The sequence below is a fragment of the Pseudomonas sp. zjy_15 genome (assembly GCF_043101865.1).
Classification (GTDB): Bacteria; Pseudomonadota; Gammaproteobacteria; order Pseudomonadales; family Pseudomonadaceae; genus Aquipseudomonas; species Aquipseudomonas putida_Y.
Genome location: NZ_JBICII010000105.1, coordinates 1 through 21,400 on the forward strand (window position 1 = coordinate 1; position 21,400 = coordinate 21,400).

General features: G+C 61.7%; 24 protein-coding genes. 14 read left to right on the forward strand and 10 right to left on the reverse strand.

Annotated features, from left to right (window positions below; translation table 11 throughout):
• Positions 1–130: 130 nt before the first annotated feature.
• Entirely contained in the window at positions 131–1,132 is a 1,002-nt protein-coding gene (locus tag ACF8EF_RS19535) for a bile acid:sodium symporter family protein (protein ID WP_176683994.1), read from the reverse strand.
• Between the two features lie 107 nt (positions 1,133–1,239).
• Here ACF8EF_RS19535 and ampC point away from each other — a divergent pair, with 107 nt between their 5' ends.
• Both ampC and ACF8EF_RS19545 read left to right on the forward strand, forming a co-directional pair.
• Positions 1,240–2,382, forward strand: a complete 1,143-nt coding sequence (gene ampC / locus ACF8EF_RS19540; protein WP_392462340.1) for a class C beta-lactamase — start codon at positions 1,240–1,242, stop codon at positions 2,380–2,382.
• 300 nt (positions 2,383–2,682) lie between these two features.
• On the forward strand, positions 2,683–3,015 hold the full coding sequence (locus tag ACF8EF_RS19545) for a hypothetical protein (RefSeq protein ID WP_392462342.1): 333 nt from the start codon (positions 2,683–2,685) through the stop codon (positions 3,013–3,015).
• A 46-nt stretch (positions 3,016–3,061) separates the two neighbouring features.
• On the opposite strand, the gene ACF8EF_RS19550 is transcribed toward ACF8EF_RS19545, so the two are convergent.
• The 6 genes from ACF8EF_RS19550 to ACF8EF_RS19575 form a co-directional block, all read right to left on the reverse strand.
• Positions 3,062–3,373 (reverse strand): hypothetical protein, encoded by a 312-nt coding sequence (locus tag ACF8EF_RS19550; protein ID WP_176683996.1) that lies wholly within the window; start codon positions 3,371–3,373, stop codon positions 3,062–3,064.
• A gap of 143 nt (positions 3,374–3,516) precedes the next feature.
• The gene (locus ACF8EF_RS19555) at positions 3,517–3,705 is read right to left on the reverse strand and encodes a hypothetical protein (protein WP_021782365.1); all 189 of its coding nucleotides are present in this window, start codon (positions 3,703–3,705) and stop codon (positions 3,517–3,519) included.
• Between the two features lie 138 nt (positions 3,706–3,843).
• A complete protein-coding gene (locus ACF8EF_RS19560; protein WP_003253898.1) occupies positions 3,844–4,164 on the reverse strand; it encodes a YbjQ family protein in 321 nt (106 codons plus the stop codon).
• Positions 4,165–4,234: 70 nt separating this feature from the next.
• Positions 4,235–5,119: an EamA family transporter gene (locus ACF8EF_RS19565; protein ID WP_392462344.1), complete on the reverse strand. Its 885-nt coding sequence runs from the start codon at positions 5,117–5,119 to the stop codon at positions 4,235–4,237.
• Between the two features lie 164 nt (positions 5,120–5,283).
• Positions 5,284–6,108 (reverse strand): class II aldolase/adducin family protein, encoded by an 825-nt coding sequence (locus tag ACF8EF_RS19570; protein WP_392462347.1) that lies wholly within the window; start codon positions 6,106–6,108, stop codon positions 5,284–5,286.
• Positions 6,062–7,105, reverse strand: coding sequence for an ABC transporter substrate-binding protein (locus ACF8EF_RS19575; RefSeq protein WP_176683998.1), 1,044 nt, complete (start codon positions 7,103–7,105; stop codon positions 6,062–6,064). The genes ACF8EF_RS19570 and ACF8EF_RS19575 overlap by 47 nt, the downstream gene beginning before the upstream one ends.
• 174 nt (positions 7,106–7,279) lie before the next feature.
• Here ACF8EF_RS19575 and ACF8EF_RS19580 point away from each other — a divergent pair, with 174 nt between their 5' ends.
• From ACF8EF_RS19580 to ACF8EF_RS19590, 3 genes are all read left to right on the forward strand, one after another.
• A complete protein-coding gene (locus tag ACF8EF_RS19580) occupies positions 7,280–9,232 on the forward strand; it encodes an FAD-dependent oxidoreductase (RefSeq protein WP_392462349.1) in 1,953 nt (650 codons plus the stop codon).
• A 39-nt stretch (positions 9,233–9,271) separates the two neighbouring features.
• Positions 9,272–9,871: a helix-turn-helix domain-containing protein gene (locus ACF8EF_RS19585; protein WP_176684000.1), complete on the forward strand. Its 600-nt coding sequence runs from the start codon at positions 9,272–9,274 to the stop codon at positions 9,869–9,871.
• 80 nt (positions 9,872–9,951) lie between these two features.
• Positions 9,952–11,154, forward strand: a complete 1,203-nt coding sequence (locus ACF8EF_RS19590; protein WP_392462351.1) for an NAD(P)/FAD-dependent oxidoreductase — start codon at positions 9,952–9,954, stop codon at positions 11,152–11,154.
• Between the two features lie 74 nt (positions 11,155–11,228).
• Here ACF8EF_RS19590 and ACF8EF_RS19595 read toward each other — a convergent pair whose 3' ends face one another.
• Positions 11,229–11,840, reverse strand: coding sequence for an FMN-dependent NADH-azoreductase (locus ACF8EF_RS19595; protein WP_392462353.1), 612 nt, complete (start codon positions 11,838–11,840; stop codon positions 11,229–11,231).
• Positions 11,841–11,973: 133 nt separating this feature from the next.
• Between ACF8EF_RS19595 and ACF8EF_RS19600 the strand changes: the two genes are divergently transcribed.
• Positions 11,974–12,876, forward strand: a complete 903-nt coding sequence (locus ACF8EF_RS19600) for a LysR substrate-binding domain-containing protein (protein ID WP_003253907.1) — start codon at positions 11,974–11,976, stop codon at positions 12,874–12,876.
• Entirely contained in the window at positions 12,869–13,228 is a 360-nt protein-coding gene (locus ACF8EF_RS19605; RefSeq protein WP_392462355.1) for an MmcQ/YjbR family DNA-binding protein, read from the forward strand. Before ACF8EF_RS19600 ends, ACF8EF_RS19605 begins: the two co-directional genes overlap by 8 nt.
• A 58-nt stretch (positions 13,229–13,286) precedes the next feature.
• Here the strand turns inward: ACF8EF_RS19605 and ACF8EF_RS19610 are convergent, their stop codons facing one another.
• Together ACF8EF_RS19610 and ACF8EF_RS19615 are read right to left on the reverse strand one after the other, a co-directional pair.
• Positions 13,287–13,700 carry a DUF1294 domain-containing protein gene (locus tag ACF8EF_RS19610; RefSeq protein ID WP_392462357.1) on the reverse strand — a complete coding sequence of 138 codons (414 nt, stop codon included), beginning with the start codon at positions 13,698–13,700 and terminating at the stop codon, positions 13,287–13,289.
• On the reverse strand, positions 13,693–14,523 hold the full coding sequence (locus ACF8EF_RS19615) for an undecaprenyl-diphosphate phosphatase (protein ID WP_176684005.1): 831 nt from the start codon (positions 14,521–14,523) through the stop codon (positions 13,693–13,695). The genes ACF8EF_RS19610 and ACF8EF_RS19615 overlap by 8 nt, the downstream gene beginning before the upstream one ends.
• Before the next feature lie 299 nt (positions 14,524–14,822).
• On the opposite strand from ACF8EF_RS19615, the gene mcpP reads away from it, so the two are divergent.
• The 7 genes from mcpP to ACF8EF_RS19650 all read left to right on the forward strand — a co-directional run bounded on the left by mcpP (position 14,823) and on the right by ACF8EF_RS19650 (position 21,389).
• Complete coding sequence (gene mcpP, locus ACF8EF_RS19620; RefSeq protein WP_176684006.1) at positions 14,823–16,457, forward strand: methyl-accepting chemotaxis protein McpP; 1,635 nt, start codon at positions 14,823–14,825, stop codon at positions 16,455–16,457.
• Positions 16,458–16,697: 240 nt separating this feature from the next.
• A complete protein-coding gene (gene pnuC / locus ACF8EF_RS19625) occupies positions 16,698–17,264 on the forward strand; it encodes a nicotinamide riboside transporter PnuC (RefSeq protein WP_176684007.1) in 567 nt (188 codons plus the stop codon).
• Positions 17,261–17,830 (forward strand): AAA family ATPase, encoded by a 570-nt coding sequence (locus tag ACF8EF_RS19630; RefSeq protein WP_392462359.1) that lies wholly within the window; start codon positions 17,261–17,263, stop codon positions 17,828–17,830. Before pnuC ends, ACF8EF_RS19630 begins: the two co-directional genes overlap by 4 nt.
• A gap of 298 nt (positions 17,831–18,128) precedes the next feature.
• Positions 18,129–18,566 carry a hypothetical protein gene (locus ACF8EF_RS19635; protein ID WP_176684009.1) on the forward strand — a complete coding sequence of 146 codons (438 nt, stop codon included), beginning with the start codon at positions 18,129–18,131 and terminating at the stop codon, positions 18,564–18,566.
• 1 nt (position 18,567) lies between these two features.
• Positions 18,568–19,146, forward strand: coding sequence for an adhesin (locus ACF8EF_RS19640; RefSeq protein ID WP_176684010.1), 579 nt, complete (start codon positions 18,568–18,570; stop codon positions 19,144–19,146).
• Positions 19,147–19,195: 49 nt separating this feature from the next.
• Positions 19,196–20,647 carry a heme utilization protein gene (locus tag ACF8EF_RS19645; RefSeq protein WP_176684011.1) on the forward strand — a complete coding sequence of 484 codons (1,452 nt, stop codon included), beginning with the start codon at positions 19,196–19,198 and terminating at the stop codon, positions 20,645–20,647.
• Positions 20,648–20,708: 61 nt separating this feature from the next.
• A complete protein-coding gene (locus tag ACF8EF_RS19650; RefSeq protein ID WP_176684012.1) occupies positions 20,709–21,389 on the forward strand; it encodes a C39 family peptidase in 681 nt (226 codons plus the stop codon).
• The last annotated feature ends 11 nt before the right edge of the window (positions 21,390–21,400 follow it).

Sequence of the window (21,400 nt, forward strand, 5' to 3'; positions counted from 1 at the left end):
GGTGGAGATTGGCCAGCAGCCCTGGCCTCTTCGCGGGTAGCAACCCTTTGTACGACCAAGCTTTTCAGCTCTCAGCACCGCAGAAAAGCTTGACCACCAACACAGCATCTACATGGGAACGTAAAGGCGCTCAAGACACCGCCGAAGCCTCCACCGCCTGCTCACGGCTGGCATAACGCTGCGCCAGCACAGCACACACCATCAGTTGTATCTGGTGGAACAGCATCAGCGGCAGGATCATCGCGCCAATGCCACTGCCCACGAACAACACCTGGGCCATGGGCACACCAGTAGCCAGGCTTTTCTTGGAGCCGGCAAACAGGATGGTGATGCGATCCTCGAGGTCGAAGCCCAGGGCCTTGCCAAGCATGCGTGTGCCGAACAGCACCACTGCCAGCAGAATCGCGCACACCACGAACAACCCCGCCAGGTGCTGCGGCGATACGGTATGCCACAGCCCGGTAACCACGGCCTCACTGAAGGCGGTGTACACCACCAGCAGGATCGAACCCTGGTCCACCACCTTGAGCCAGCGTGCATTGCGCTTGACCCAGGCACCGATCCAGCGCCGCGCGATCTGCCCGGCAACGAATGGCACTAGCAACTGCAAAGTGATCTTCAACACCGCATCCAGGCCGGAACCTGTATCACCACTGGCACCCAGCAGCAACATCACCAGCAACGGTGTGAGGAAGATACCCAGCAGGCTGGAGGCCGCCGCGCTGCAGATGGCCGCCGGCACGTTACCGCGGGCCAGCGAGGTAAAGGCAATGGCCGACTGCACGGTCGCAGGCAAGGCACACAGGTACAGGACGCCCAGGTAAAGCTCGTTACCCACCAGCGGTACGAACAAAGGTTTGAACGCCAGGCCCAGCAGCGGGAACAGTACGAAAGTACAGGAGAACACCAGTAGGTGCAGGCGCCAGTGCCCGGCACCGGCAATGATGGCTTCACGCGACAGTTTGGCGCCATGCAGGAAGAACAACAGGCCGATGGCCAGGTTGGTCAGCCAGCCGAAATACACCGCGCCATCGCCCGAGCAAGGCAGCACGGTGGCGATGAGTACCACCCCGAGCAAGGCCAAGGTGAAATTGTCAAATAACATGCGCAAATACTTCATCACTGTATCCATCTTGTCATTGTGGCTGGGCAGACGATAAGGTCTCTGGCTCTCCGTCGCTAACGCCGGAACCCCGAGTGGTATCGCTCAACGGACACGTTCCACAACAAGGACTCGCCATGCTCCGCCCACGTCTGGCTGCACTTGCAGCCGCCATTACCTTTGCTTTGGGCCATGCCAGCGCCCAGGCCGACGACCAGTTACAGGCCAAGGTCGACCAGATCATCCGCCCGCTCATGCAGGAACAAGGCATTACCGGCATGGCTGTGGCCATCTATGCACGCGACCATGCGCATTACTTCAGCTACGGCTTGGCCAGCAAGGCCGACAATGTACCGGTCAGCCGCGATACGCTGTTCGAGATCGGTTCGCTGAGCAAGACCTACACTGCCACCCTGGCCGCACTTGCCAGCGCCGAGGGCAAACTTGACCTCGACGCCCCGGCCAAGCGCTATCACCCGGCACTGGCCGGTGTCCCCATCGGCGACGCGACCGTGCTGGAACTGGGCGCCTATAGCGCCGACTGCCTGCCACTGCAGTTCCCCGACACTGTGCAATCGCCGCAACAGGTCGTCGATTTCTTCCGCCACTGGCAACCTCGCGCCAAACCCGGCACCCAGCGCTGCTACTCGAACCCCAGCCTGGGTTTGTTCGGTGACCTGGCCGCCCGGGCGCAGCACCAACCGTTTTCCACGCTGATGACTGAAGGCCTGCTGGCGAAGATGGGCCTGAAGAATACCTACCTTCAGGTTCCGGCCAGCGCCCAGGGGCTTTATGCCCAAGGGTATGACGCCGCCGACAAGCCGGTGCGTGTGGGGCCCGGGCCTTACGCCGACGAGGCATACGGCATCAAAACCAGCGCCAGCGACCTGCTGCGCTATGTGCGGCTGCACATGCAGCCGCAGGGCCTGCCACCGGCCCTGGTGAAAGCCACCGCCATTACCCAGCAAGGCTATTTCCAGGTTGGCGCCATGACGCAAGGACTGGGCTGGGAACGCTACCCCTACCCGGCCACGCTGCGCACTCTGATCGATGGCAACAGCTCGCTGCTGATCCGTGAACCGCAGGCAACCACTCGCTTGCAACCGGCCCTGCCCGCGCTACCGGCAGCCTGGTACAACAAGACTGGCTCCACCAATGGCTTCGGCGCGTACGCCGCGTTCGTGCCGGCAGAACAACTGGCAGTCGTGTTGCTGGCCAATCGGAATTACCCCAACCAAGCGCGGGTGCAAGCCGCCTTCGACATCCTTTCCGGCTTGTAACGCCAGCGGTGATTGTCGGACAAAACGACAGAATGTAGTGAGCAAAAAAAATCACTACAAAACGGTTGACGCCGTTCATCGCGCTTGGGCATGATGAAGCCGTCTCCCCGATCGGGAGCGGTGGCAAGGGTGTTCCAGACGGCCTGCGCGGTAACGCAGGCCGTCCGTGGAGAGGGAAACTGTCCAAAAGGCAGCGTGAGAAAGCCCCTGTTGCGATGCTGCTGTAGCAGCCTTGGTAGTGCGCTACACCGTGATAGCGCCAACTGTGAAAATCACCTATGAATGGGTAATGGGGGCTTTATGATGAACTTGAACAACAATCCGACTATCGACCAATTGGCCCAGCTGTTCGCCGTGCGCAAGGACAGCCTTGACGACCATCTGCTGTGGGTTAGCCAAACCGGTGAAGTGCGCCTCGACCGCCTGCCACCGAACACCGTCGAAGATGAATTTGAAGAGCACCTGCCCAGCATGCGTGCCCGCTTCAAGGTCTACCGCCGTGGCCAAGGCTACGTCGGCAAGAAAGCCGCCGCCGACACCGAATTCGTCAGCCGCGTGCTGCAGACCCTGCAACAAGAATGGCCCGCTGCCCGTGAGCAGCAGGCAGTCAAGGTGATCGAACCGCTGAATTGAGGGTTCGTACCCTTACCAGAGCCCGGCCCGCACAGGCCGGGCTTTTTCATGCCTGGCGCCGCTGCAAGCGGGTTTCCGGCAAAGGCAAGGCGCCCGTTGCCATCGCCCGGGCGCGGTCGACACCCCACACCAGCGCACGGGTCATGGTCTCGCCCGGCAGCGCAGGGTAATACTCTTCCAGCAACGCCCGCCCATTCCCGGCGTACAACCCCAGAAACAGCTGCGTCGCCCCCAGGCGCGACAAGCGCACCTGCACGTCCAGTGTGGTGCCGTCGCTGAGTGCTTCGTCGTGGCAGCGGCTGTGCAACTGTGCGTCGGCCCACTGCCAATAGGTTTCTTCCCTGACTCGCATGAGCATTCAATCCTCCGTCGCTGGAATGCCGCGTCAGAAAACCACAGGCCGGGCCATCCGGCGAGCGCTACCGGGCAATACCATGAGGCGGATCAACGAATGGCAATAAAAACCCCGCCGTTGGGCGGGGGGCGTGTGCAGACGCGGGATCACTTCTTGATCGGTACCCGCGGCATGAAGCGGCCTTTTTTGCTGCGCTGCAAATGTGCAGGCTGGAGCTGTTCGGAATCATCCAGCGTCATGTGGGCGAAACCCAGGCGAAATGCCGCCTGGCCGCAACGCACCTGGCTGTTGATCGGGAACGCATCGTTCAGGTCTTCGAAAAAGGATTCGCTCATGCCCAGTCTCCCTCCGGTGGCGGTCGCGTCGGCAACCAGACAAGTTGCCCAGGAAACGCGGCCTGTGAGAGTGAGACTAGCTGGTCATTTGCGGACCGACCGGACAAGAACCTTGTAGCCGACCAATGGCCGCAGGCTTTACTTCAGGCGTACTGCCGTACCGGTGGCAAATACCACGACCATGCCGCCCTGTACCGACGGCATGCTGATCTCAAAGTCCACCCCCACTACCGCATCGGCTTGCAACTGTCGTGCCCGGGCCTTGAGTTCTTCCGTGGCCTGCTCCCGGGCCTCGCGCAACGCGCTTTCCAGGGTTTGCGAACGGCCGCCGAAGAAGTCGCGAAACCGTGTAAAGAAATCGCGCACGAAGTTGATGCCCTGCACCGATTCGGAACTGACCACGCCCAGGTATTCGGCAATCGGGCGGCCTTCGAGCTGGCTGGTGGTGGAAATGATCATGGATGCGCTCCGTTGGCCTGGCAAAAAGAGGCCGATTCTAACAGAGCGCAGCTCAGCAGATTGAAGCGCCTTACGCGTTGGCTGCCCGCAAACGCTGACCGATGCGCGCACCAAACACATTCACCAGCAGGCCGACCATCACCAGCAATGCACCCCAGCCCTGCGTAGCGGTCAGGCGCTCTCCCAGCAGCAAAGCCGACGAACTCAGGCCAATCACCGGTACCAGCAGCGAGAACGGCGCCACCTTGCCTGCCGGGTGGCGCGACAGCAACTTGCTCCACAGGCTGTAGCCGAGCATGGTGGCCACAAAGGCCAGATACGCCAGGGCCAGCACCGAACTCCAACTGATATTGGCCAAGGCATGGCCAATGCGCTCGGGGCCTTCCAGCCACCAGGACAGTGCCAGAAATGGCAGTGGCGGTATCAGCCCGCCCCAGATCACCAACGCGACCAGGTCGACCGAGCCAAACCGTCGGGTAATGATGTTGCCCAGGCCCCACATTGCGCCGCCACACAGCGTCAGCACCAGCGCCAGCATGGGCACATGGCCGCCGTCTTCGCTGCCGATCAGCGCCAGGCCACTGGCCGCCACCAGTAGCCCCAGCACGCTGGCAAGGCGCAGCCGCTCACCGAGAAACAACGCTGCAAAACCGAGGGTGAAGAAGGCTTGCGACTGCAGGATCAACGAAGCCAACCCTGGCGGCATGCCGCTGTACATGGCCTGAAACAGGAACGCGAACTGGCCCAGTGAAATGGTCGCACCGTAAGCGATCAGCCAGCGCCACGGCAGTTTGGGCCGCCTGACCAGCAAGATCGCCGGGAACGCCACCAACAAGAAACGCAATGCCCCCAGCAACATCGGTGGCAGCCCGTCGAGGCCAACCTTGATGACCACAAAGTTGACTCCCCAGGCGACAATCACCACCAGGGCGATAAGCAGGTCCTTGAGTGGCATTGCGACTTCCTTCTGCAGGCTTTTTAGACATATTTCGTTACAGCATAAAGGTATTCCACACAAAGGGACCAGCACAGTTGAAACCAATGGTTGCACTACAGTGACTGTTCCGTCCGCCCGCTATCTGGCTGGACATCTACGCAACCAAATCAGCAAGCACAGGTTCAATCCTGATAACCAGGCGCCACCTTCTCCAGCATTCGCAACAACGCCGCCCACGCCAATTGCAGCGCATCCGGGTCGGTCAGTTCCCCCTGCTTCAAGCCGCTCCCCGGCGCGTTGAACTGCCGTTCGGTACGACTGCACACATCAGTCGACGGGAAAATCAGTTGCCCAGCACGCTGCGCCGCCAACTGGATCTCGCAAGCCTTCTCCAGGTAGTACATGCGCAGGAAGGCTTCAGCCACACTGCGCCCCGTGGTCAACAGCCCATGGTTGCGCAGTATCATCACCGGCTTGTTGCCCAGGTCGGCCACCAGCCGTTGCTGTTCATCCATGTCCAGCGCGATGCCCTCGTAGGCGTGGTAAGCCACATTGCCGTAAAACTCCATGGACATCTGGCTGACCGGCAGCAGGCCACATTCCAGTGCGGCCACCGCGCAACCTGCGCGGGTGTGGGTGTGCAGCACGCACTGGGCATCCTCGCGGGCAGCGTGAATGGCACTGTGAATGACGAACCCGGCTGGGTTGACTGGGTGACGGGCAGCCCCCACCGGCCGCCCTTGCAGGTCGATCTTCACCAGACTGGAAGCGGTGATCTCATCGAAGAGCAGGCCATACGGGTTGATCAGGAAATGGTGCTCCGGCCCAGGCAAGCGCAAGGAGATATGCGTGAAGATGAGATCACTCATGCGAAAATGTGCGATCAGCCGGTAGCAGGCAGCCAACTCCCGACGCAGGCTTTGTTCCGTTGCAGTCATCTTGTTGCCCCTTAACTGAACGCTATTTGCTGGCCCAGGCGTTGAAGCGTTGCTCCAATTCTTCGCCATGGTCGACCCAGAATTCCACGTTCATGGCCAGCGCCCCTTGCAGGTTCTGTGGTGACGTGGGTACCCAATTGGCCAGGGACGGGTCAAGCCTGGCTGCGGCCTGGGTATTGGTCGGCCCATAGGGTATCTGCTGCACATACCGCACCTGGGTATCCGGCTGATTGGCATAGGCAATCAGCCGCTTGGCCTGGTCGACATGCCGCGAGCCTTTGATGATCGCCCAATAGTCCATACCGTACAGGCTGCCAGGCCATACCACGGCCAACGGGCTGCCCTGCTGCGCCGCCACCGCAATTCGTCCGCTGTAGGTGGAGGTCATCACCACGTCACCGGCTGCCAGCCATTGCGCGGGTTGAGCGCCGGCGTCCCACCACTGGATATGGGGCTTGAGTTCGCTGAGTTTGGCGAAGGCCCGTTCGACACCCGCCGGCGTAGACAGTACCCGGTAAACGTCCTCGACCTTGACCCCGTCAGCCAACAGCGCGAATTCCAGGTTGTACACCGCACGCTTGCGCAGGCCACGCTTGCCAGGGTACTTGTTGATGTCCCAGAAATCGGCCCACGAGGCCGGCGCCTGGGCGAGCTTGTTGCGGTCATAGGCAATAGCCACGCTCCAGACCAGCGCGGCCGACCCACAATCCTGTGCGGCTGCCGGGATCAGTTCGTCTGCATGGCCCAGGCGCTGCCAGTCCAGATGCTCGTATATTCCCTCGTCGCAGCCGCGCATCAAGTCAGGGCCTTCGATCTGCACCACGTCCCAATCGACGTGGCCGGTGTCAGCCATGACCTGGATACGTGCCATTTCGCCGTTGTATTCACTCTGAATCAACTGACTGCCGTCCTGGTCACTGAAGGGTTTGAAGATCGCCTCATCCTGGGCCTTCTGGCCTGCGCCGCCATAACCGACCACAACCATCTGCTGCGCAGCTTGCGCATTGCCCAGGCCAAGGGCCAGCAAGGCTGCGCAAAGGCCGGTCATTCGTGGAAATAGCTGCATCGTAGCTTCCTCCTTCCGGTGCCCGACGGGCCCGTTTTCTTGTTGTTCTGAGGTCACACCCTCGCCACGCGAGTGAGGAAAACCTAGACAGACACTAGTAAAAAAACAAGTTGATTTTTTACTATCGCTACACTTTTATAAGAAAAAATAACAAACCCGTACCGGAGCCGCCTGATGCAGACCGCCTTCCCTCACCTGTTCGAGCCCTTGCAGATCCGCGGCAAACGCTTGAAGAACCGCATCATGTCCACCGGGCACGACACCTGCCTGCCCACCGACAACCTGGTCAACGACAAACTGATCGCCTACCAGCGCGACCGCGCTGCCGGCGGCGTCGGCCTGATCGTGCTGCAGGTCACCGGGGTGCACGACAGTGCCCGCTACACCTCGCATGTGCTGATGGCCACTGACGATGCCTGCATCGCCGGCTACCGCCAGCTTGCCGAGGCCTGCCACGCGCACGGCACCGTGGTGCTGTCGCAACTGTTTCACCCCGGGCGGGAGATCATGGAGTCGGCAGACGGCCTGTTGGCGGTAGCCTACTCGGCCTCTGCGGTGCCCAATGAGCGCTTCCGGGTGATGCCGCGTGCGCTGGACCAGGCAATGATCGACGAAATCGTCCAGGGCTACGCCAGCGCCGCCCGCCGCCTGCACCAGGCCGGGCTGGATGGCGTCGAGGTGGTGGCCAGTCATGGTTACCTGCCCGCGCAGTTTCTCAACCCGCGGGTGAACGTACGCAGTGATGGCTACAACGGTGACCTGGATCAGCGCCTGAGGTTCTTGCGCGAAGTGCTGGCCGCAGTGCGCGCCGCCACCGATGAGCAGTTCATCATCGGCCTGCGCATCAGCGCTGACGAGCGCGACAGCCAGGGCCTGAGTGAGGACGAGTCACTGGCTGCTGCCGTGGCCTTGCAGGGCCAGCTCGACTACCTGCATATCGTCGCCGGTACCTCGGCCTCGCTGGGTGGCGCGGTCCATATCGTGCCACCGATGGCCATCGAACCGGCGTACCTGGCCCGCGAGGCTGGCACCTTCAGGCAGCAGCTGGCCATCCCCCTGTTCGTCACCGGGCGCATCAACCAGCCCCAGGAAGCCGAGCTGATCCTGGCCCGCGGTCAGGCTGATGTGTGCGGCATGACCCGGGCGCTGATCTGCGACCCGTTGATGCCAGTCAAGACCGAACGCGGCCAGGTTGAAGACGTGCGCGCCTGCATCGCTTGCAACCAGGCATGCATCGGCCATTTCCATCGCGGCTTGGCCATTTCCTGCATCCAGCGCCCGGAAACCGGCCGAGAGTTACAGTACGGGCACCTTACGCCCACTTCCTCGCCCAAACGCATAATGGTCGCCGGCGGCGGGCCTGCCGGCATGAAAGCCGCCGCCGTGGCTGCCGCGCGCGGGCACCAGGTCACGCTGTACGAGGCGGGCCCGCAGCTCGGTGGGCAGGTGCTGCTCGCCCAACTGCTGCCACGGCGCAGCGAGTTCGGGGGGGCCAGCACCAACCTGCAACGGGAAATGGCCCTGGCGGGGGTAGAAGTGGTGCGCAACACCCGGGTCGACCGCGCACTGGTCGAACGTGAGCGCCCTGATCTGGTCATCGCTGCTACCGGCGCCACCCCCTACTGGCCCGCGTTCGAACGTACCGGCGAGCTTCAGGTAGTGGACGCCTGGCAAGTGCTGCGCAATGAGGTGAAACCGGGGCGTTCGGTGCTGGTGATCGACTGGCGCTGTGACTGGATCGGCCCCGGTATCGCCGAACGCCTGGTGCGTGAAGGCCATCAGGTACAGTTGGCGGTCAATGGCACTCATTGCGGCGAGAGCCTGCCGCTTTATGTACGTGACCAACTGGCCGGCGAGCTGCATCGCCTGGGTATCCCTGTCACACCATACGCACGCCTGTATGGCAGCGACGACAACACGGTGTACCTGCAGCACACCGCCAGCGGCGATCCGATGATCTTCGAAGGCATCGACACCCTGGTGCTGTGCATGGGGCATCAACCGCAAGACCGCCTGGCCACCGAACTGGCAGGTGTGGTGGACGTCCGGCGGATTGGCGACTGCCTGGCGCCGCGCACGGCCGAAGAAGCGATTCACGATGGTCTGACGGTTGCCTGGTCGCTCTGAGGCTGTACATACTGCGGCTTTTGCGATGGACCGACGCGCATGAGCCAACCCTCCCAGCCTCCCGCCAGCGAACCCGGGGGCGCCGCGCCGCAGTTCCTCGGCACCCGCATCCGCGGCCTGCGCAAGCGCCGCGGCATGACCCTGGCGGAGCTGGCCGCACACAGTGAACTGACCGCAGGCTACATCAGCCAGCTGGAGCGCAACCTGTCCTATCCGTCGATCCCGGCGCTGTTCAACATCGCCCGCAGCCTGGGCGTGACCATCCAGTGGTTCTTCGCCAGCGAGGCCACCACCGCGCCCGAAGACCAAGGCTATGTGGTGCGGCGCAACAGCCGCCTGAGCGTGCATTATGAAGACGGCATCGTCGATCAACTGCTCACCCCCCAGCCCAACCGCCAGTTGGAGATGCTGCACTCCCGTTTCCCTCCGGGAACCTACAGCCAGCAAAGTTACAGCCACGACGGTGAAGAAGCCGGCTACCTCCTCAGCGGCACGTTTGAGCTGTGGGTAGGCGAGCGGCATTTCCAGCTGAGTGAAGGCGACAGCTTCAGCTTCCCGAGCCAGGAACCACACCGCTACGGCAACCCCGGTGAAGTGGATGCCGTGGTGATCTGGGTGATCACGCCGCCAACATTCTGAAGCACTCCAGCAAGCACTGGTAACACCGTTGACCGGCAATAAGGTCTACCTTGTCCACCGAACTTCAAAGGAGCACAACCATGAAGCAGATCCTGATCATTGGTGCGGGCTTTGCCGGCCTGTGGAGCGCGCTCAGCGCCATCCGCCAGCTTGACCTCAACGGCAGCAAGGACGTCGAGGTCACCTTGCTCGCGCCCCAGGCTGAACTGTCTGTGCGTCCGCGCTTCTACGAGCCAGACGTGCATACCATGGCCGCACCACTGCAGGCGCTGTTCGACGCTGTCAATGTCCGCTTCGTGCAGGGCACGGCATTCCACATTGATGAGGCAGCCCGTCGCGTGGGCTACCGCACCCGCAGCGGCACTCGCTGCGCCCTGCCCTACGACCGCCTGATCATGGCCTGCGGCAGTGTGCTCGATCGCCCTGACATGGTCGGCATCGAGCATGTCTTCGATGTCGACACGCTCGACAGCGCTGCACGCCTGGAAACCCACCTGAAGTCACTGGCCAGCCTGCCGAACATGCCGGCACGCAACACCGTGGTGGTAGCCGGGGGCGGTTTTACCGGCATCGAGACGGCCACCGAACTGCCGGCCCGCTTGCGCGCGATACTGGGTGAAGACGTCAGTTTGCGCGTAGTGGTAATCGACCGCGGCGCAAACATTGGTGCAGCCCTGGGTGACGGCATCCGACCGGCCATCGAGCAGGCATGCGAGGCCCTGGGCGTAGAGTGGGTTTGCGGTGCCACGGTGGTTTCGGCAGACCCTGCCGGAGTGCAGCTGGACAACGGCCAGCGTATCGACACCAGCACGGTGGTATGGACGGTTGGCTTCAAGGCCAACCCGCTCACCGAACAAATCAGCGGCGAGCGCGACAACCGCGGCCGCTTGCATGTCGATGGCAACCTGAAGGTCAAGGGCAATGAGGCCGTGTATGCAGCTGGAGATGTGGCTTACGCCACCTGTGACGCGCTTGGCAATCATGCCGTGATGTCGTGCCAGCACGCGATTCCGCTGGGGCGCCATGCGGGCAACAATGCCGCAGCCGATTTGCTTGGCGTAGCACCAGTGGCTTACAGCCAGCCCAAGTACGTGACGTGCCTGGACCTGGGGGCCTGGGGTGCGGTTTATACCGAAGGATGGGACCGTGAGGTTTCACCACCGGAGGACAAGGCCGAAGCCAAGGCGCTGAAGCGCCAGATCAATTCAGTGTGGATTTATCCGCCAGCGGCTGACCGGGAAGCGGCCTTGGCGGCAGCTGATCCGCTTATCCCGGTGGTCTGAGTCACTCTTCTACAGGTTGGAGTGGCCTTGTGCCTCGACAGGGGCCACTCTTGCGATCCACCGCATTCCCTTGATCAGGCAGCAGCAAACAGCTCGTTGGCGATCTGCGCCTGTGCAGCATCGATCGCCTGGCTGCGCTGCTCCGGGCCATAGGCCAGGCCATGGGCCCGGACGATTTCAAGGTCGGTAACACCGATGAAGCCCAGGAACACTTTCAGGAAGTCTTCGTGCCCGGCACCAGTCGGCTGGCCAGCGTGCAGGCCACCCGCGGTGGAAACCAGCACCACTTTCTTGTTGCCGCACAGGCCTTGCGGGCCGGCTTCGGTGTAGCGGAAGGTCTTGCCGGCGACGGCCACGCGGTCAATCCAGGCTTTTAGCTGGGTCGGCACGGTGAAGTTGTACATTGGCGCACCAATCACCACGGCATCGGCAGCCAGGAACTCTTCGAGCGTCTCGGCGCTCAGCTTGGCTTCGAAAGCCTGGGCCGCGTCGCGTACGTCTTCAGGGGTGCCTGCAGCCACAAGGGTGGCGGCGGAGAAGTGGGCGATGGCATCGGCAGCCAGGTCGCGGTAAATCACTTCAACGCTTGGGTCTGCAGCCTTCCAGGCTTCGACCACTTCGCGGCTCAACTGGCGCGAGGCGGAATTGTCGCCCAGGATGCTCGAATCGATGTGCAACAGTTTCATGGGACTCTCCTGTGATTGAAGACCGCATCTGTGGGCGATCACGATGGGGAAGATCCTACCGAAGTGATCAATAGCTGATAAGTAAGCAAAAATGCGTTAGTTTGTCCCACAGATGGAACAGTGAGACATTCCCATGCAAGACCTCAACGACCTCTTCTACTTCGCGCGCGTCGTCGAAGCTGGCGGATTTGCCGCCGCCGGGCGCCAGCTGGGCATCCCCAAGTCGCGCCTGTCGCGGCGTATCGCCGAGCTTGAAGAGCGCCTGGGCACACGTCTGTTGCAGCGCACCACACGGCAACTCAAGCTCACCGCAGTGGGTGAACGTTACTTGCATCATTGTCAGGCCATGCTGCTGGAGGCCGAAGCCGCTGACGAAACCGTGGCCAGCATGAGCAGTGAGCCGCGCGGGCGTTTACGGGTATCCTGCCCGGTGGCACTGGCACACGCCTTCCTGCCGGATGTGATCAGCCGCTTTCTTGAGCAGTACCCGCTGGTGCAACTGGACATGGTATTGCTCAACCGCCGGGTCGACCTGATTTCCGAAGGCATTGACGTAGCGTTGCGCGTACGCGACCTGGGCGACGAAGATCCGGCCCTGGTTACCCGCCGCCTGCGCCAGGCACAAATGCAACTGGTAGCCGCGCCCGGCTTTGCCGACCACATTCGCGAACCGGGCGAGTTGGCATCATTGCCCGTGCTGGGCGCAGCCGAAGCAGACCGGCTGGTACACTTCCGCCTGTTCGGCCCCCATGGCAAGCAGCAGGAAATAGCGCTGGAACCGCGCCTGGCGATCGATGATTTCGTAGTACGTAACGCTGCTGTACGTGCCGGCCTGGGGTTCACTGCGCTGCCCAGCATGTTCTGTGAAGAGGAACTGGAACGCGGCGAACTGGTGCGCCTGCTGCCAGACTGGTCGCTGCCGGGTGGCTACCTGCAGGCAGTTTACCCACACCGGCGTGGCTTGCTGCCTGCGGTCCGGGTGTGGATCGATCACCTGGCGGCGTCATTCGAGGCTTGTGGAGAGCGGTATGTCTGAACGAAAAATGAGCGAAGCCCAGGTAGCGGCGTTTTGCCTGAGCCTGCCAGGTTCGCGGGAAGACTACAAATGGGGCGGCATCCGAGTGTTTTCGGTGGCAGAAAACAAGATGTTCGCGGTGCTCGACCTGGCGGGTGCCGGGTTATCGTTCAAGGTGGCCGACGAGCTGTTTCTGGGTTATTGCGATCGCCCGGGGATACGGCCAGCTCCGTACCTGGCGCGGGCGCGGTGGGTCAGCATGACGCCACCCTACCCGATGGGGCGTGATGAACTGTGTGACGTGTTGCAGCGGTCGCACCAGCTGGTAGTGCGTCGGTTGCCCAAGCGGTTGCAAGTGGGGTTGGTCATGTGATCTAGCTGTGCCGGCCCGTTCGCGGCTTTACCCGCGAAGAGGCCGGTACAACTGCACATCAACCAAAGGGCAGATAACGCCCGTCAAGAAACAGCCAGTCTGCCCAGAACACCTGGTGCACCAGCACAATCCCCCAGCACACCAATTGGAACGAAACCTTGCGGGTCTTGTGCCGAAACAGCTGCTGTGCCAACAGCGCCCCCGGCCAACCACCGAGCAATTCACTGGCATGCAGCACTTTCTCGGGTGTACGCCAGGCCCGCGTACGTGCCTGCTGCTTGTCCTGCCAATACAGCAACAGGCTGATCAGGCTCATGGCCGGGTACAACGCCAACGGCCACCAGGTCTGATCGTTCCAGGCCATGCGCGCCGCCCCCAAGCCGGGCAACAGGCAAAGCACGCCCAACACCAGCAGCTTCAGGTGCACATTGCGCACACCTTCAGCCCGTTGCCCACGCAGCGCCTCAGCCATGCGCCGTGGACCAGTCGACCCAACCAAACTGCCAGGTCGCCAGAATGAACAGGCCGAACACAATGCGATACCAGGCAAATGCCGCGTAGCTATGGTTGGCAATGAACTTGAGCAATGCCCGTACGGCAATCATGGCAAAGATGAACGAGGTCACGAAGCCGAGCGCGAACACCGGCAGATCGCCGGGCTGGAACAAGTCGCGGTACTTATAGCCCGAATACACCGCCGCACCGACCATGGTCGGCATTGCCAGAAAGAACGAGAACTCGGTCGCTGCCTTGCGCGACAGGCCGAACAGCAGGCCACCGATGATGGTCGAACCGGAGCGCGACGTGCCCGGGATCATCGCCAGGCACTGGATGAAGCCGATTTTCAGTGCATGGCTCCAGCGCATGTCGTCCACATGGTCCACCTGCACGCGGTGCTCACGGCGCTCGGCCCAGAGCATGATGATGCCCCCCACCACCAGTGCCGCCGCCACGGTGACGGGGTTGAACAGGTATTCGTGAATAAGGTCGGCGAACAGGACACCCAGCACCACCGCCGGCATGAACGCCAACAGCAGGTTGCCCGTAAAGCGGCGCGCCGTGGGCTGACGGGTCAGGCCGAAGACCACTTCGAATATCTTGCTGCGAAACTCCCACACCACCGCCAGGATCGCCGCCAGCTGAATGATGATGTTGAAAGCCATGGCCCGTTCGCCGCCAAAACCGATCAGGTCGGCGACGATAATCTGGTGGCCGGTACTGGAGATCGGCAGAAACTCCGTCAGCCCTTCGACCACGCCTAAGATGATTGCCTGGAAGGCAGTCCAAAAATCCATCATTCCCCCGGATGGAGCGCTGCTTGTCGCAGGCCCCTTATTCTTGATTCGCTTGAGATTGCCTTACACGGCCCGGCTGTTTTACAGCGACTGTTGGGCGCAACGCCAGTGGAAAAGTTCACGCCTGTTAAAGGTTTCATCTTGCGCGGCCGAAATCCTGACAGAGCCCCTTGGCAATCGCTTTAACGACCTGTTGCAGACTATCACCAACATAGCACTTAGCCATTAGTCGAGTGGGGGCTCGCTGCAAAGCATGCTTCGATGCACCTCAATAAAAAGAACAATGCGGGAGCTGATGGATGAACACTCTGAGATCGATGTCAATCAGTCGGCGCCTGTGGCTGATCCTTGTGGTAGCGGTGGCCATGCTGGTGGTCCTGGGCCTGCTGATGCTGCGGCAGATCCATGGTGACCTTTACCAGGCCAAGGCGGAGAAAACCCGCCATGTGGTGCAGACCGCCGCGGGTGTGTTGGCCTATTACCAAGGCCTGGAAGCTGCCGGCACGCTCAGCCGCGAAACCGCCCAGCAACAGGCGCTGCAAGTGGTGCGCGCGCTGCGCTACGACCATGACGACTATTTCTGGATCAACGACCTGGGGCCGAAGATGATCATGCATCCGGCCAACCCCAAGCTCGACGGCCAGGACCTTTCAGCCATTCGCGATCCCGATGGTTTCGCCGTGTTCAACGAAATGGTCGCCCTTGCCCGTCAGCAGGGCGCCGGCCCGGTCAACTATCGCTGGCCCAAGCCCGGCGCCAGTGAGCCGGTAGCCAAGACTTCCTATATTCAGCTGTTCAAGCCGTGGGGTTGGATCATCGGTTCAGGCGTGTATGTGGATGACGTGCAGGCCGAATTCGCTCGCCAGTTGCGCGACGCTTCGCTGGTTGGCGTGGGCATTGCCCTGCTGATGGCGCTGGTGGTCATGCTGATTGCCCGCAGCATAGCCCGCCCGCTGCATGAAGCGGTGCAGGCGATGGGCAACATTGCCAGCGGAGAAAGCGACCTCACCCGGCGCCTGGACACCCATGGCCGCGACGAGATCACCCACCTGGGCGAGCACTTCAACCGTTTCAACGGCAAACTGCAAGGCGTAGTCGGCCAACTGCAAGGCGCGGCCCACGCGTTGGCCCAATCCGCCGGGCACGTCGGTGACAACGCGGGTGCCGCCCAACAGCACAGCGCCCAGCAATCGCTACAGATGGACCAGGTGGCCACTGCAGTCAATGAGGTGACCTACGCCGTGCAGGACGTGGCCAAGACTGCAGAACAGGCCGCCGGAGAGATGCGTACGGCACAACAACAGGTGACCCACGGTCAGCAGGCCATCCACGGCAGCCTGGCGCAGATCGACCGCCTGTCGCTGACCATCGATCAGGCCGTACAGGTGATTCGCGACCTGGCCGGGCACAGCACGCGCATTGGTGGTGTGCTGGACGTGATTCGTTCCATTGCCGAACAGACCAACCTGCTGGCGCTGAATGCTGCCATCGAGGCGGCACGGGCCGGCGAGCAAGGCCGAGGCTTTGCCGTGGTCGCCGACGAGGTGCGACTGCTGGCCCAGCGTACAGCGCAATCGACGGCCGAGATTCATACCATGATCGAGCACCTGCAGAGCCAGTCGGACGCTGCAGTCAAGGCCATAGACACCAGCAGCGAGGCATCGCGCCAGACCGTCGAACAGGCACGCGAGGCCGGCGCCAGCCTGGACGCCATCAACCAGGTGCTGAACAACCTCACCGCATTGAATGCCTCCATCGCCAGCGCCACCTTGCAGCAGTCGCATGTGGTCGAAGAGATCAACCGCAATGTGCTGGATACCGCCGGGTTGTCGCAGCAGACCGCCGATGCGGCCCGTCAGTCCAGCGATGCCGGGGCGGCGCTGGGGCGATTGAGCGAAGAGTTGGAGCAGTTGTTGCGGCAGTTCCGGGTCTGAGAACAAGCCCTTGGTGGGCGGGCATGCCTGCTCTTGCAGGTATCGAGTGACCTTGAAGCCTGCGCACCTGTGGGAGCGGGCATGCCCGCGAAGGAAGCAACGCGGTGGATGGCACCGGCGCTGCCGGTGTTCGCGGGTGAACCCGCTCCTACCAAGGGGCATCCCACCGCTGCGCCCTACACCTTCCGCGGCCGACCCGCTACAATCGCGCCCCTCCCCCGTAGCCTCCAAGGATCGCCGATGTCCGGCCTTGAACTCATTGCCGCCGTCCTCGGCGTAACCGCTGTCTGGCTCACGGTCAAGCAGAACGCCTGGTGCTGGCCGATCGGCCTGGTCATGGTGCTGATCTATGGCTGGCTGTTCTACGAGGTAAAGCTGTATTCGGGCATGTTGCTGCAACTGGCCTACGCCATCCTGCAACTGTACGGCTGGTGGCAATGGAAACGCCCCGACCACGTTGAGGACGCCCGCCAGGTCTCCCGTCTGCAACGCCCGGCACTGCTCACCGGGCTGGCCGCCGGGGCGCTGCTGAGCGCAACCCTGGGCGCGGCCATGGCCAACTGGACCGATGCCGCCCTGCCCTGGCTGGATGCCACCCTGACCGGCTTCAGCCTGGTGGCGCAACTGTGGATGGCGCAGAAACGCCTGCAGTGCTGGCCACTGTGGGTCGTGGTCGACATTATCTATGTGGGCCAATACCTGCATCAGCAGCTGTATTTCACCGCAGGCTTCTTCGCCGTGCTCACCCTGATTGCTGTACGCGGCTGGCTGGAATGGCGCCGCGACCCGGCGCTTGTACAGCCATGAGTGCGCAGCAATCAATGAAAGTGCTGGTACTGTGCGGCCCTGAATCCAGTGGCAAAAGCTGGCTTAGCGGGGTGATCCAGGCACATTTTGGTGGCGTGGTGGTGGGCGAGTACGTGCGCCATTTCATCGACCAGCAATGCCGTGACACCTGCTACGCCGATATTCCCGCCATCGCCCGTGGGCAACTGGCATGGGAGGACCGTGCCCGCGAGCAGGCGCCACCGCTGCTAATTCTGGACACCCACCTGCTGAGCAACATGCTCTGGAGCCACGCGCTATTCGACGATTGCCCAACCTGGCTGGAAGAAGCACTGCTGGCACGGCGTTATGACCTGCACCTGTTGCTCAGCCCGCAAGGGGTGGACTGGATTGCTGATGGCCAGCGTTGCCAACCCGACCTCAGCGATCGTCAAGGCTTTTTCGAGGACAGCCTGGCTTGGCTGAAGCGGCACAACCAACCGCACCAAATACTGGATGGCAATTGGCCGCAGCGCCAATTGGTGGCCTTGCAGGCGGTTGCTACGCTACTTAGCGGCGATGAGCCATCATGCCCTGCCGAGTGTTAAGCCTCTGACACAACCCGGCGGGGCAAAGCCCCCGAAATTGCGGGGCTTTCCCCCGACCTGGGGCCAGTGTCACGCTCATGAAACACACTCTGCAAAAACCCTTCCACTCAAGGCCACCGCTGCCTTTGCCGGCAACGATCACGGCAAGCTGTTTCACGCCTGAGACAGCATGCGCCGCATTTTGTCAGCCCTCAGCGCTAACTATCTGATCCGAAAAGGATTCTAAAAAGCGGCACACCTTCTGCTCTGTGGTACGCATCGCTGAACAGGGCCAGCGCTCAAAGAAGGAGTTGCCGTCGTGAGGAAAAGTGACAATCGCCTCTATCACCTATTACTGGTGGGTTGTGTACTGGGGTCACTAAGCCTGACGGCTCAGGCGGACAAGGGGATCATCATCATCAAGCGCGATGTGCAAGTGCGCAACGCGACCATCCCCCCTCTGATCCCAGACCCGAGCCCTACCACCATCAATGCCAACCCTTCAGCTCACGTGCTCAAGCAAACCAGCGAGCTGAGCGATGGCGACTTCGCCAGCATCAGCAGTGGTGCAGGCATCAGCAACATGATCACCCAACAAACCAACAACCTGGGGGGCAACCTCGGCAACCAGAACCAGCTCCCCAACTTGGCGGGCGGGCGCGGTACGGGGTCGGGTAACGGTATCTCGAACATGGTCAACTCAAGCGTGCAGCGTGGCCTCGCGCCGCTGCAGATCCTGACCGGCGGGGGCAAGTGAGATGAAGCGCACTCTGCTGATGCTGGCCGCCCTTTGCACTGCACCGGTCTTCGCGCAATCCCTGGTTCCCGTCATCAACAACGCCGATATCGACAGCTCCGGCAGTCGCTATCAGGGGAACCTCTCTGTCAACCAGGCTGCTGGCGACATGCAGCAGCAGGTCAATGCGCGTGCCATCGCCGTCGGCCCCGAAGCCAGTGCAAGCACCCAGATCCGGCAACGGCTCAATACGCCCGCTGACCCTGCAATGGACGCCCGCTCGACCATCCAGGGCAACGCCTTCAGCAACGGCAGCGGCGCCCTGGGGATCAACCAGAGCGCAGGCGCCAACACCCAGCAAGCCAACGCACTGAACATCAGCATTGGTGCGCAGCCGCAAAGCATCGACGACAGCGTCCTCATGCAACAAAACGTGGCGCTGATCAACAACTCCGGAGCAACTGACATTCCAGCAGGCTATCGCCAGGTCACCACCAGTGACCAGGCCTTCACCGGTAGCCACGGGGTGATCCAGTTGAACCAGAGTGCCGGGGTGGGAAACCGAATGGCCAACACCTTGAGCATCCGGGTCGCGGATTGACCCTGCAGTTAAGAACGACACTTAACCTAATAGCGTACGGAGAATCACCATGAAACCCTCGATGGCAATCAAGCCTCTGGTTTTCGCAATTGCTGCGGTCATGGCTGTTGCTGTACAAGCTGGGCAAAATGATCGGCGTAATGACCACCATAACGGCCACCATAACAATGGTCATCACACGCCTCCACCCACCAAGATCCCTGTGTATGCAACGGCCAATGCCTGGGATACCCAAACCAGCACGCGTAACCGCATCACCAACCAAGGCACCATCAACGATGCCGAGATGAGTGACTCTGGCACCGGCTCCAGCGGCAACGTTGGCATAAACGTGGCGGCCGGTAACGGCAACCAGCAAGATAACGCCGCTGCCATTGCCAACGCAGGCTCTGACTCGAGCCTGGACAACAGCTTCGTGTTCGGCATGGCCAATGCCACGGCTGACGTTGTGCAAACCAGCAGAAACAACCGGGTCGACAACTACTCGACCCAGTCTTCGGCTGTGATGAGCGGCTCAGCCAGCGGCGCTGAGGGCAACATTGGCATCAACATTGCCGGTGGCGACCTCAACCAGCAGAAAAACACCATGGCCATCGCCAACACCGGTGCACCGTTGGGTAACGCCACCGCCACCGCGTCGGCCAATCAGGACGGCCCAGGCCTGATTGTAAACAACAGCGCTGACCGCACCTACCGGGTGGATACGATTACCATCACCAAGTCGGCCAGCGGTTCAAGCTCGCGTGATGGCTCGTTCAACTCGACCGACGACCGCAGCTCGTCCTCGAGCTTCAGCCTCGCCGGTGCGCATAGCGCCAGCTCCAGCGGCTCCAGTGGCTGGGACTCCAGCGGCTCGCATTCCAGCAATGCCAGCGGCTCCCACAACTCGAGCGCAAGTGGCTCGAGCGGCTGGGGTGCCAGTGGCTCTGCCAGCGGCAGCCACAGCGCGTCGAGCAGCGCCAGCCTGGCAGCTTCGCTGGACGCTGAAGTTAACGCCACGCGTACCCATACCACCGACTATGGCCGTTATGAGCGCTCCCACTCCAAGTCCTTCGATGGCTCGCTGAGTGCATCGCTGGATGCATCGGTCGACAAGTCGCGCGAAAGTGCATACGACTCGTCGTTCGAGAAAGCATTCGACTCCAACTACGACAAGTCGCGTGAATCGGCGTATGACAAGTCCAAGGACTCTTCGTACTCCAAGTCTCACGACTCTTCGTACGAGAATGCTTCGGCATCCGACTTCTCGAAGTCTGGCGAGCAATCGAAACAATCCTCGAACGACGTTTCGAAGAGCTACAGCGAAAGCAGCGCTTACGACTTGAGCAATACTGTGTCCTTCCAAGTGCTGACCCCGACCGGCTGGGCCAACCCAGTTACCAACACTGCAACCCTTAGCGGTTCGGTGAATGGTGGCAGCGGTAACCTGGGCGTCAACGTAGCAGCCGGTGTGGGCAACCAGCAAAGCAACTCGCTGGCCATCTCCAACACCTCGTTCTGACCGCTGTGCTTGAGGCCCCCTTCGGGGGGCCTTTCTTCAACACACCGTAAGGCACCCGATCATGCGTATTTTCGCCTTGGCGTTTTTGCTGTGCCTGGCCAGCGTGAGCGAAGCTGCACAAATGCCCCTGTCCGTCCTGCCGGGCGGCGCCGTGGTGTTCAAACCGATCCAGAGCTTGCGTGAACGCAAGTTCGCCGACCTGGTGCAACAAAAGACCGACTTCAGCTGCGGCGCCGCCGCGCTGGCCACCATCCTGCGTCAGGCCTACTGGCTGGACGTGGACGAACATCAGATCATCGAAGGCATGCTGGCCCACGCCGACCAGGACCTTGTGCGCACGCAAGGCTTCTCGATGCTCGACATGAAGCGCTATATCGAAAGCCTCGGGATGCGTGCCCGCGGTTACCGGGTGGCGCCCGAAACCCTGCAAAGCGTGCGGATTCCCGTCGTGGTACTGATGGATGTGCGCGGCTACAAGCACTTCGTGGTCATGCAGAAGGTCGACAAAGGCTGGGTGTACATCGGTGACCCGGTGCTGGGCCACAAGCGATACAAGGTCGACGATTTCCTCAAGGGCTGGAACGGCATCATCTTCGCGGTGATCGGCCAGGGTTACGACAAGAACAACATCCTGCTCGACCCGCCCCTGCCACTGACCGCCAAGGACCGGGTGAACAACTTCACCCCCGTGCAGGACTCAGAGCTGCTGGACTTCGGCTTCATCAGAAGCGACTTCTTCTAACGACTGTTCTA

Excerpts from the sequence above, each read along its gene's own strand:
- ACF8EF_RS19535 (WP_176683994.1), bottom strand. The coding sequence starts at position 1,132 with ATGGATACAGTGATGAAGTATTTGCGCATGTTATTTGACAATTTCACC.
- ampC (WP_392462340.1), top strand. The coding sequence starts at position 1,240 with ATGCTCCGCCCACGTCTGGCTGCACTTGCAGCCGCCATTACCTTTGCT.
- ACF8EF_RS19545 (WP_392462342.1), top strand. The coding sequence starts at position 2,683 with ATGATGAACTTGAACAACAATCCGACTATCGACCAATTGGCCCAGCTG.
- ACF8EF_RS19550 (WP_176683996.1), bottom strand. The coding sequence starts at position 3,373 with ATGCTCATGCGAGTCAGGGAAGAAACCTATTGGCAGTGGGCCGACGCA.
- ACF8EF_RS19555 (WP_021782365.1), bottom strand. The coding sequence starts at position 3,705 with ATGAGCGAATCCTTTTTCGAAGACCTGAACGATGCGTTCCCGATCAAC.
- ACF8EF_RS19560 (WP_003253898.1), bottom strand. The coding sequence starts at position 4,164 with ATGATCATTTCCACCACCAGCCAGCTCGAAGGCCGCCCGATTGCCGAA.
- ACF8EF_RS19565 (WP_392462344.1), bottom strand. The coding sequence starts at position 5,119 with ATGCCACTCAAGGACCTGCTTATCGCCCTGGTGGTGATTGTCGCCTGG.
- ACF8EF_RS19570 (WP_392462347.1), bottom strand. The coding sequence starts at position 6,108 with ATGGCGAAGAATTGGAGCAACGCTTCAACGCCTGGGCCAGCAAATAGC.
- ACF8EF_RS19575 (WP_176683998.1), bottom strand. The coding sequence starts at position 7,105 with ATGCAGCTATTTCCACGAATGACCGGCCTTTGCGCAGCCTTGCTGGCC.
- ACF8EF_RS19580 (WP_392462349.1), top strand. The coding sequence starts at position 7,280 with ATGCAGACCGCCTTCCCTCACCTGTTCGAGCCCTTGCAGATCCGCGGC.
- ACF8EF_RS19585 (WP_176684000.1), top strand. The coding sequence starts at position 9,272 with ATGAGCCAACCCTCCCAGCCTCCCGCCAGCGAACCCGGGGGCGCCGCG.
- ACF8EF_RS19590 (WP_392462351.1), top strand. The coding sequence starts at position 9,952 with ATGAAGCAGATCCTGATCATTGGTGCGGGCTTTGCCGGCCTGTGGAGC.
- ACF8EF_RS19595 (WP_392462353.1), bottom strand. The coding sequence starts at position 11,840 with ATGAAACTGTTGCACATCGATTCGAGCATCCTGGGCGACAATTCCGCC.
- ACF8EF_RS19600 (WP_003253907.1), top strand. The coding sequence starts at position 11,974 with ATGCAAGACCTCAACGACCTCTTCTACTTCGCGCGCGTCGTCGAAGCT.
- ACF8EF_RS19605 (WP_392462355.1), top strand. The coding sequence starts at position 12,869 with ATGTCTGAACGAAAAATGAGCGAAGCCCAGGTAGCGGCGTTTTGCCTG.
- ACF8EF_RS19610 (WP_392462357.1), bottom strand. The coding sequence starts at position 13,700 with ATGGCTGAGGCGCTGCGTGGGCAACGGGCTGAAGGTGTGCGCAATGTG.
- ACF8EF_RS19615 (WP_176684005.1), bottom strand. The coding sequence starts at position 14,523 with ATGGATTTTTGGACTGCCTTCCAGGCAATCATCTTAGGCGTGGTCGAA.
- mcpP (WP_176684006.1), top strand. The coding sequence starts at position 14,823 with ATGAACACTCTGAGATCGATGTCAATCAGTCGGCGCCTGTGGCTGATC.
- pnuC (WP_176684007.1), top strand. The coding sequence starts at position 16,698 with ATGTCCGGCCTTGAACTCATTGCCGCCGTCCTCGGCGTAACCGCTGTC.
- ACF8EF_RS19630 (WP_392462359.1), top strand. The coding sequence starts at position 17,261 with ATGAGTGCGCAGCAATCAATGAAAGTGCTGGTACTGTGCGGCCCTGAA.
- ACF8EF_RS19640 (WP_176684010.1), top strand. The coding sequence starts at position 18,568 with ATGAAGCGCACTCTGCTGATGCTGGCCGCCCTTTGCACTGCACCGGTC.
- ACF8EF_RS19645 (WP_176684011.1), top strand. The coding sequence starts at position 19,196 with ATGAAACCCTCGATGGCAATCAAGCCTCTGGTTTTCGCAATTGCTGCG.
- ACF8EF_RS19650 (WP_176684012.1), top strand. The coding sequence starts at position 20,709 with ATGCGTATTTTCGCCTTGGCGTTTTTGCTGTGCCTGGCCAGCGTGAGC.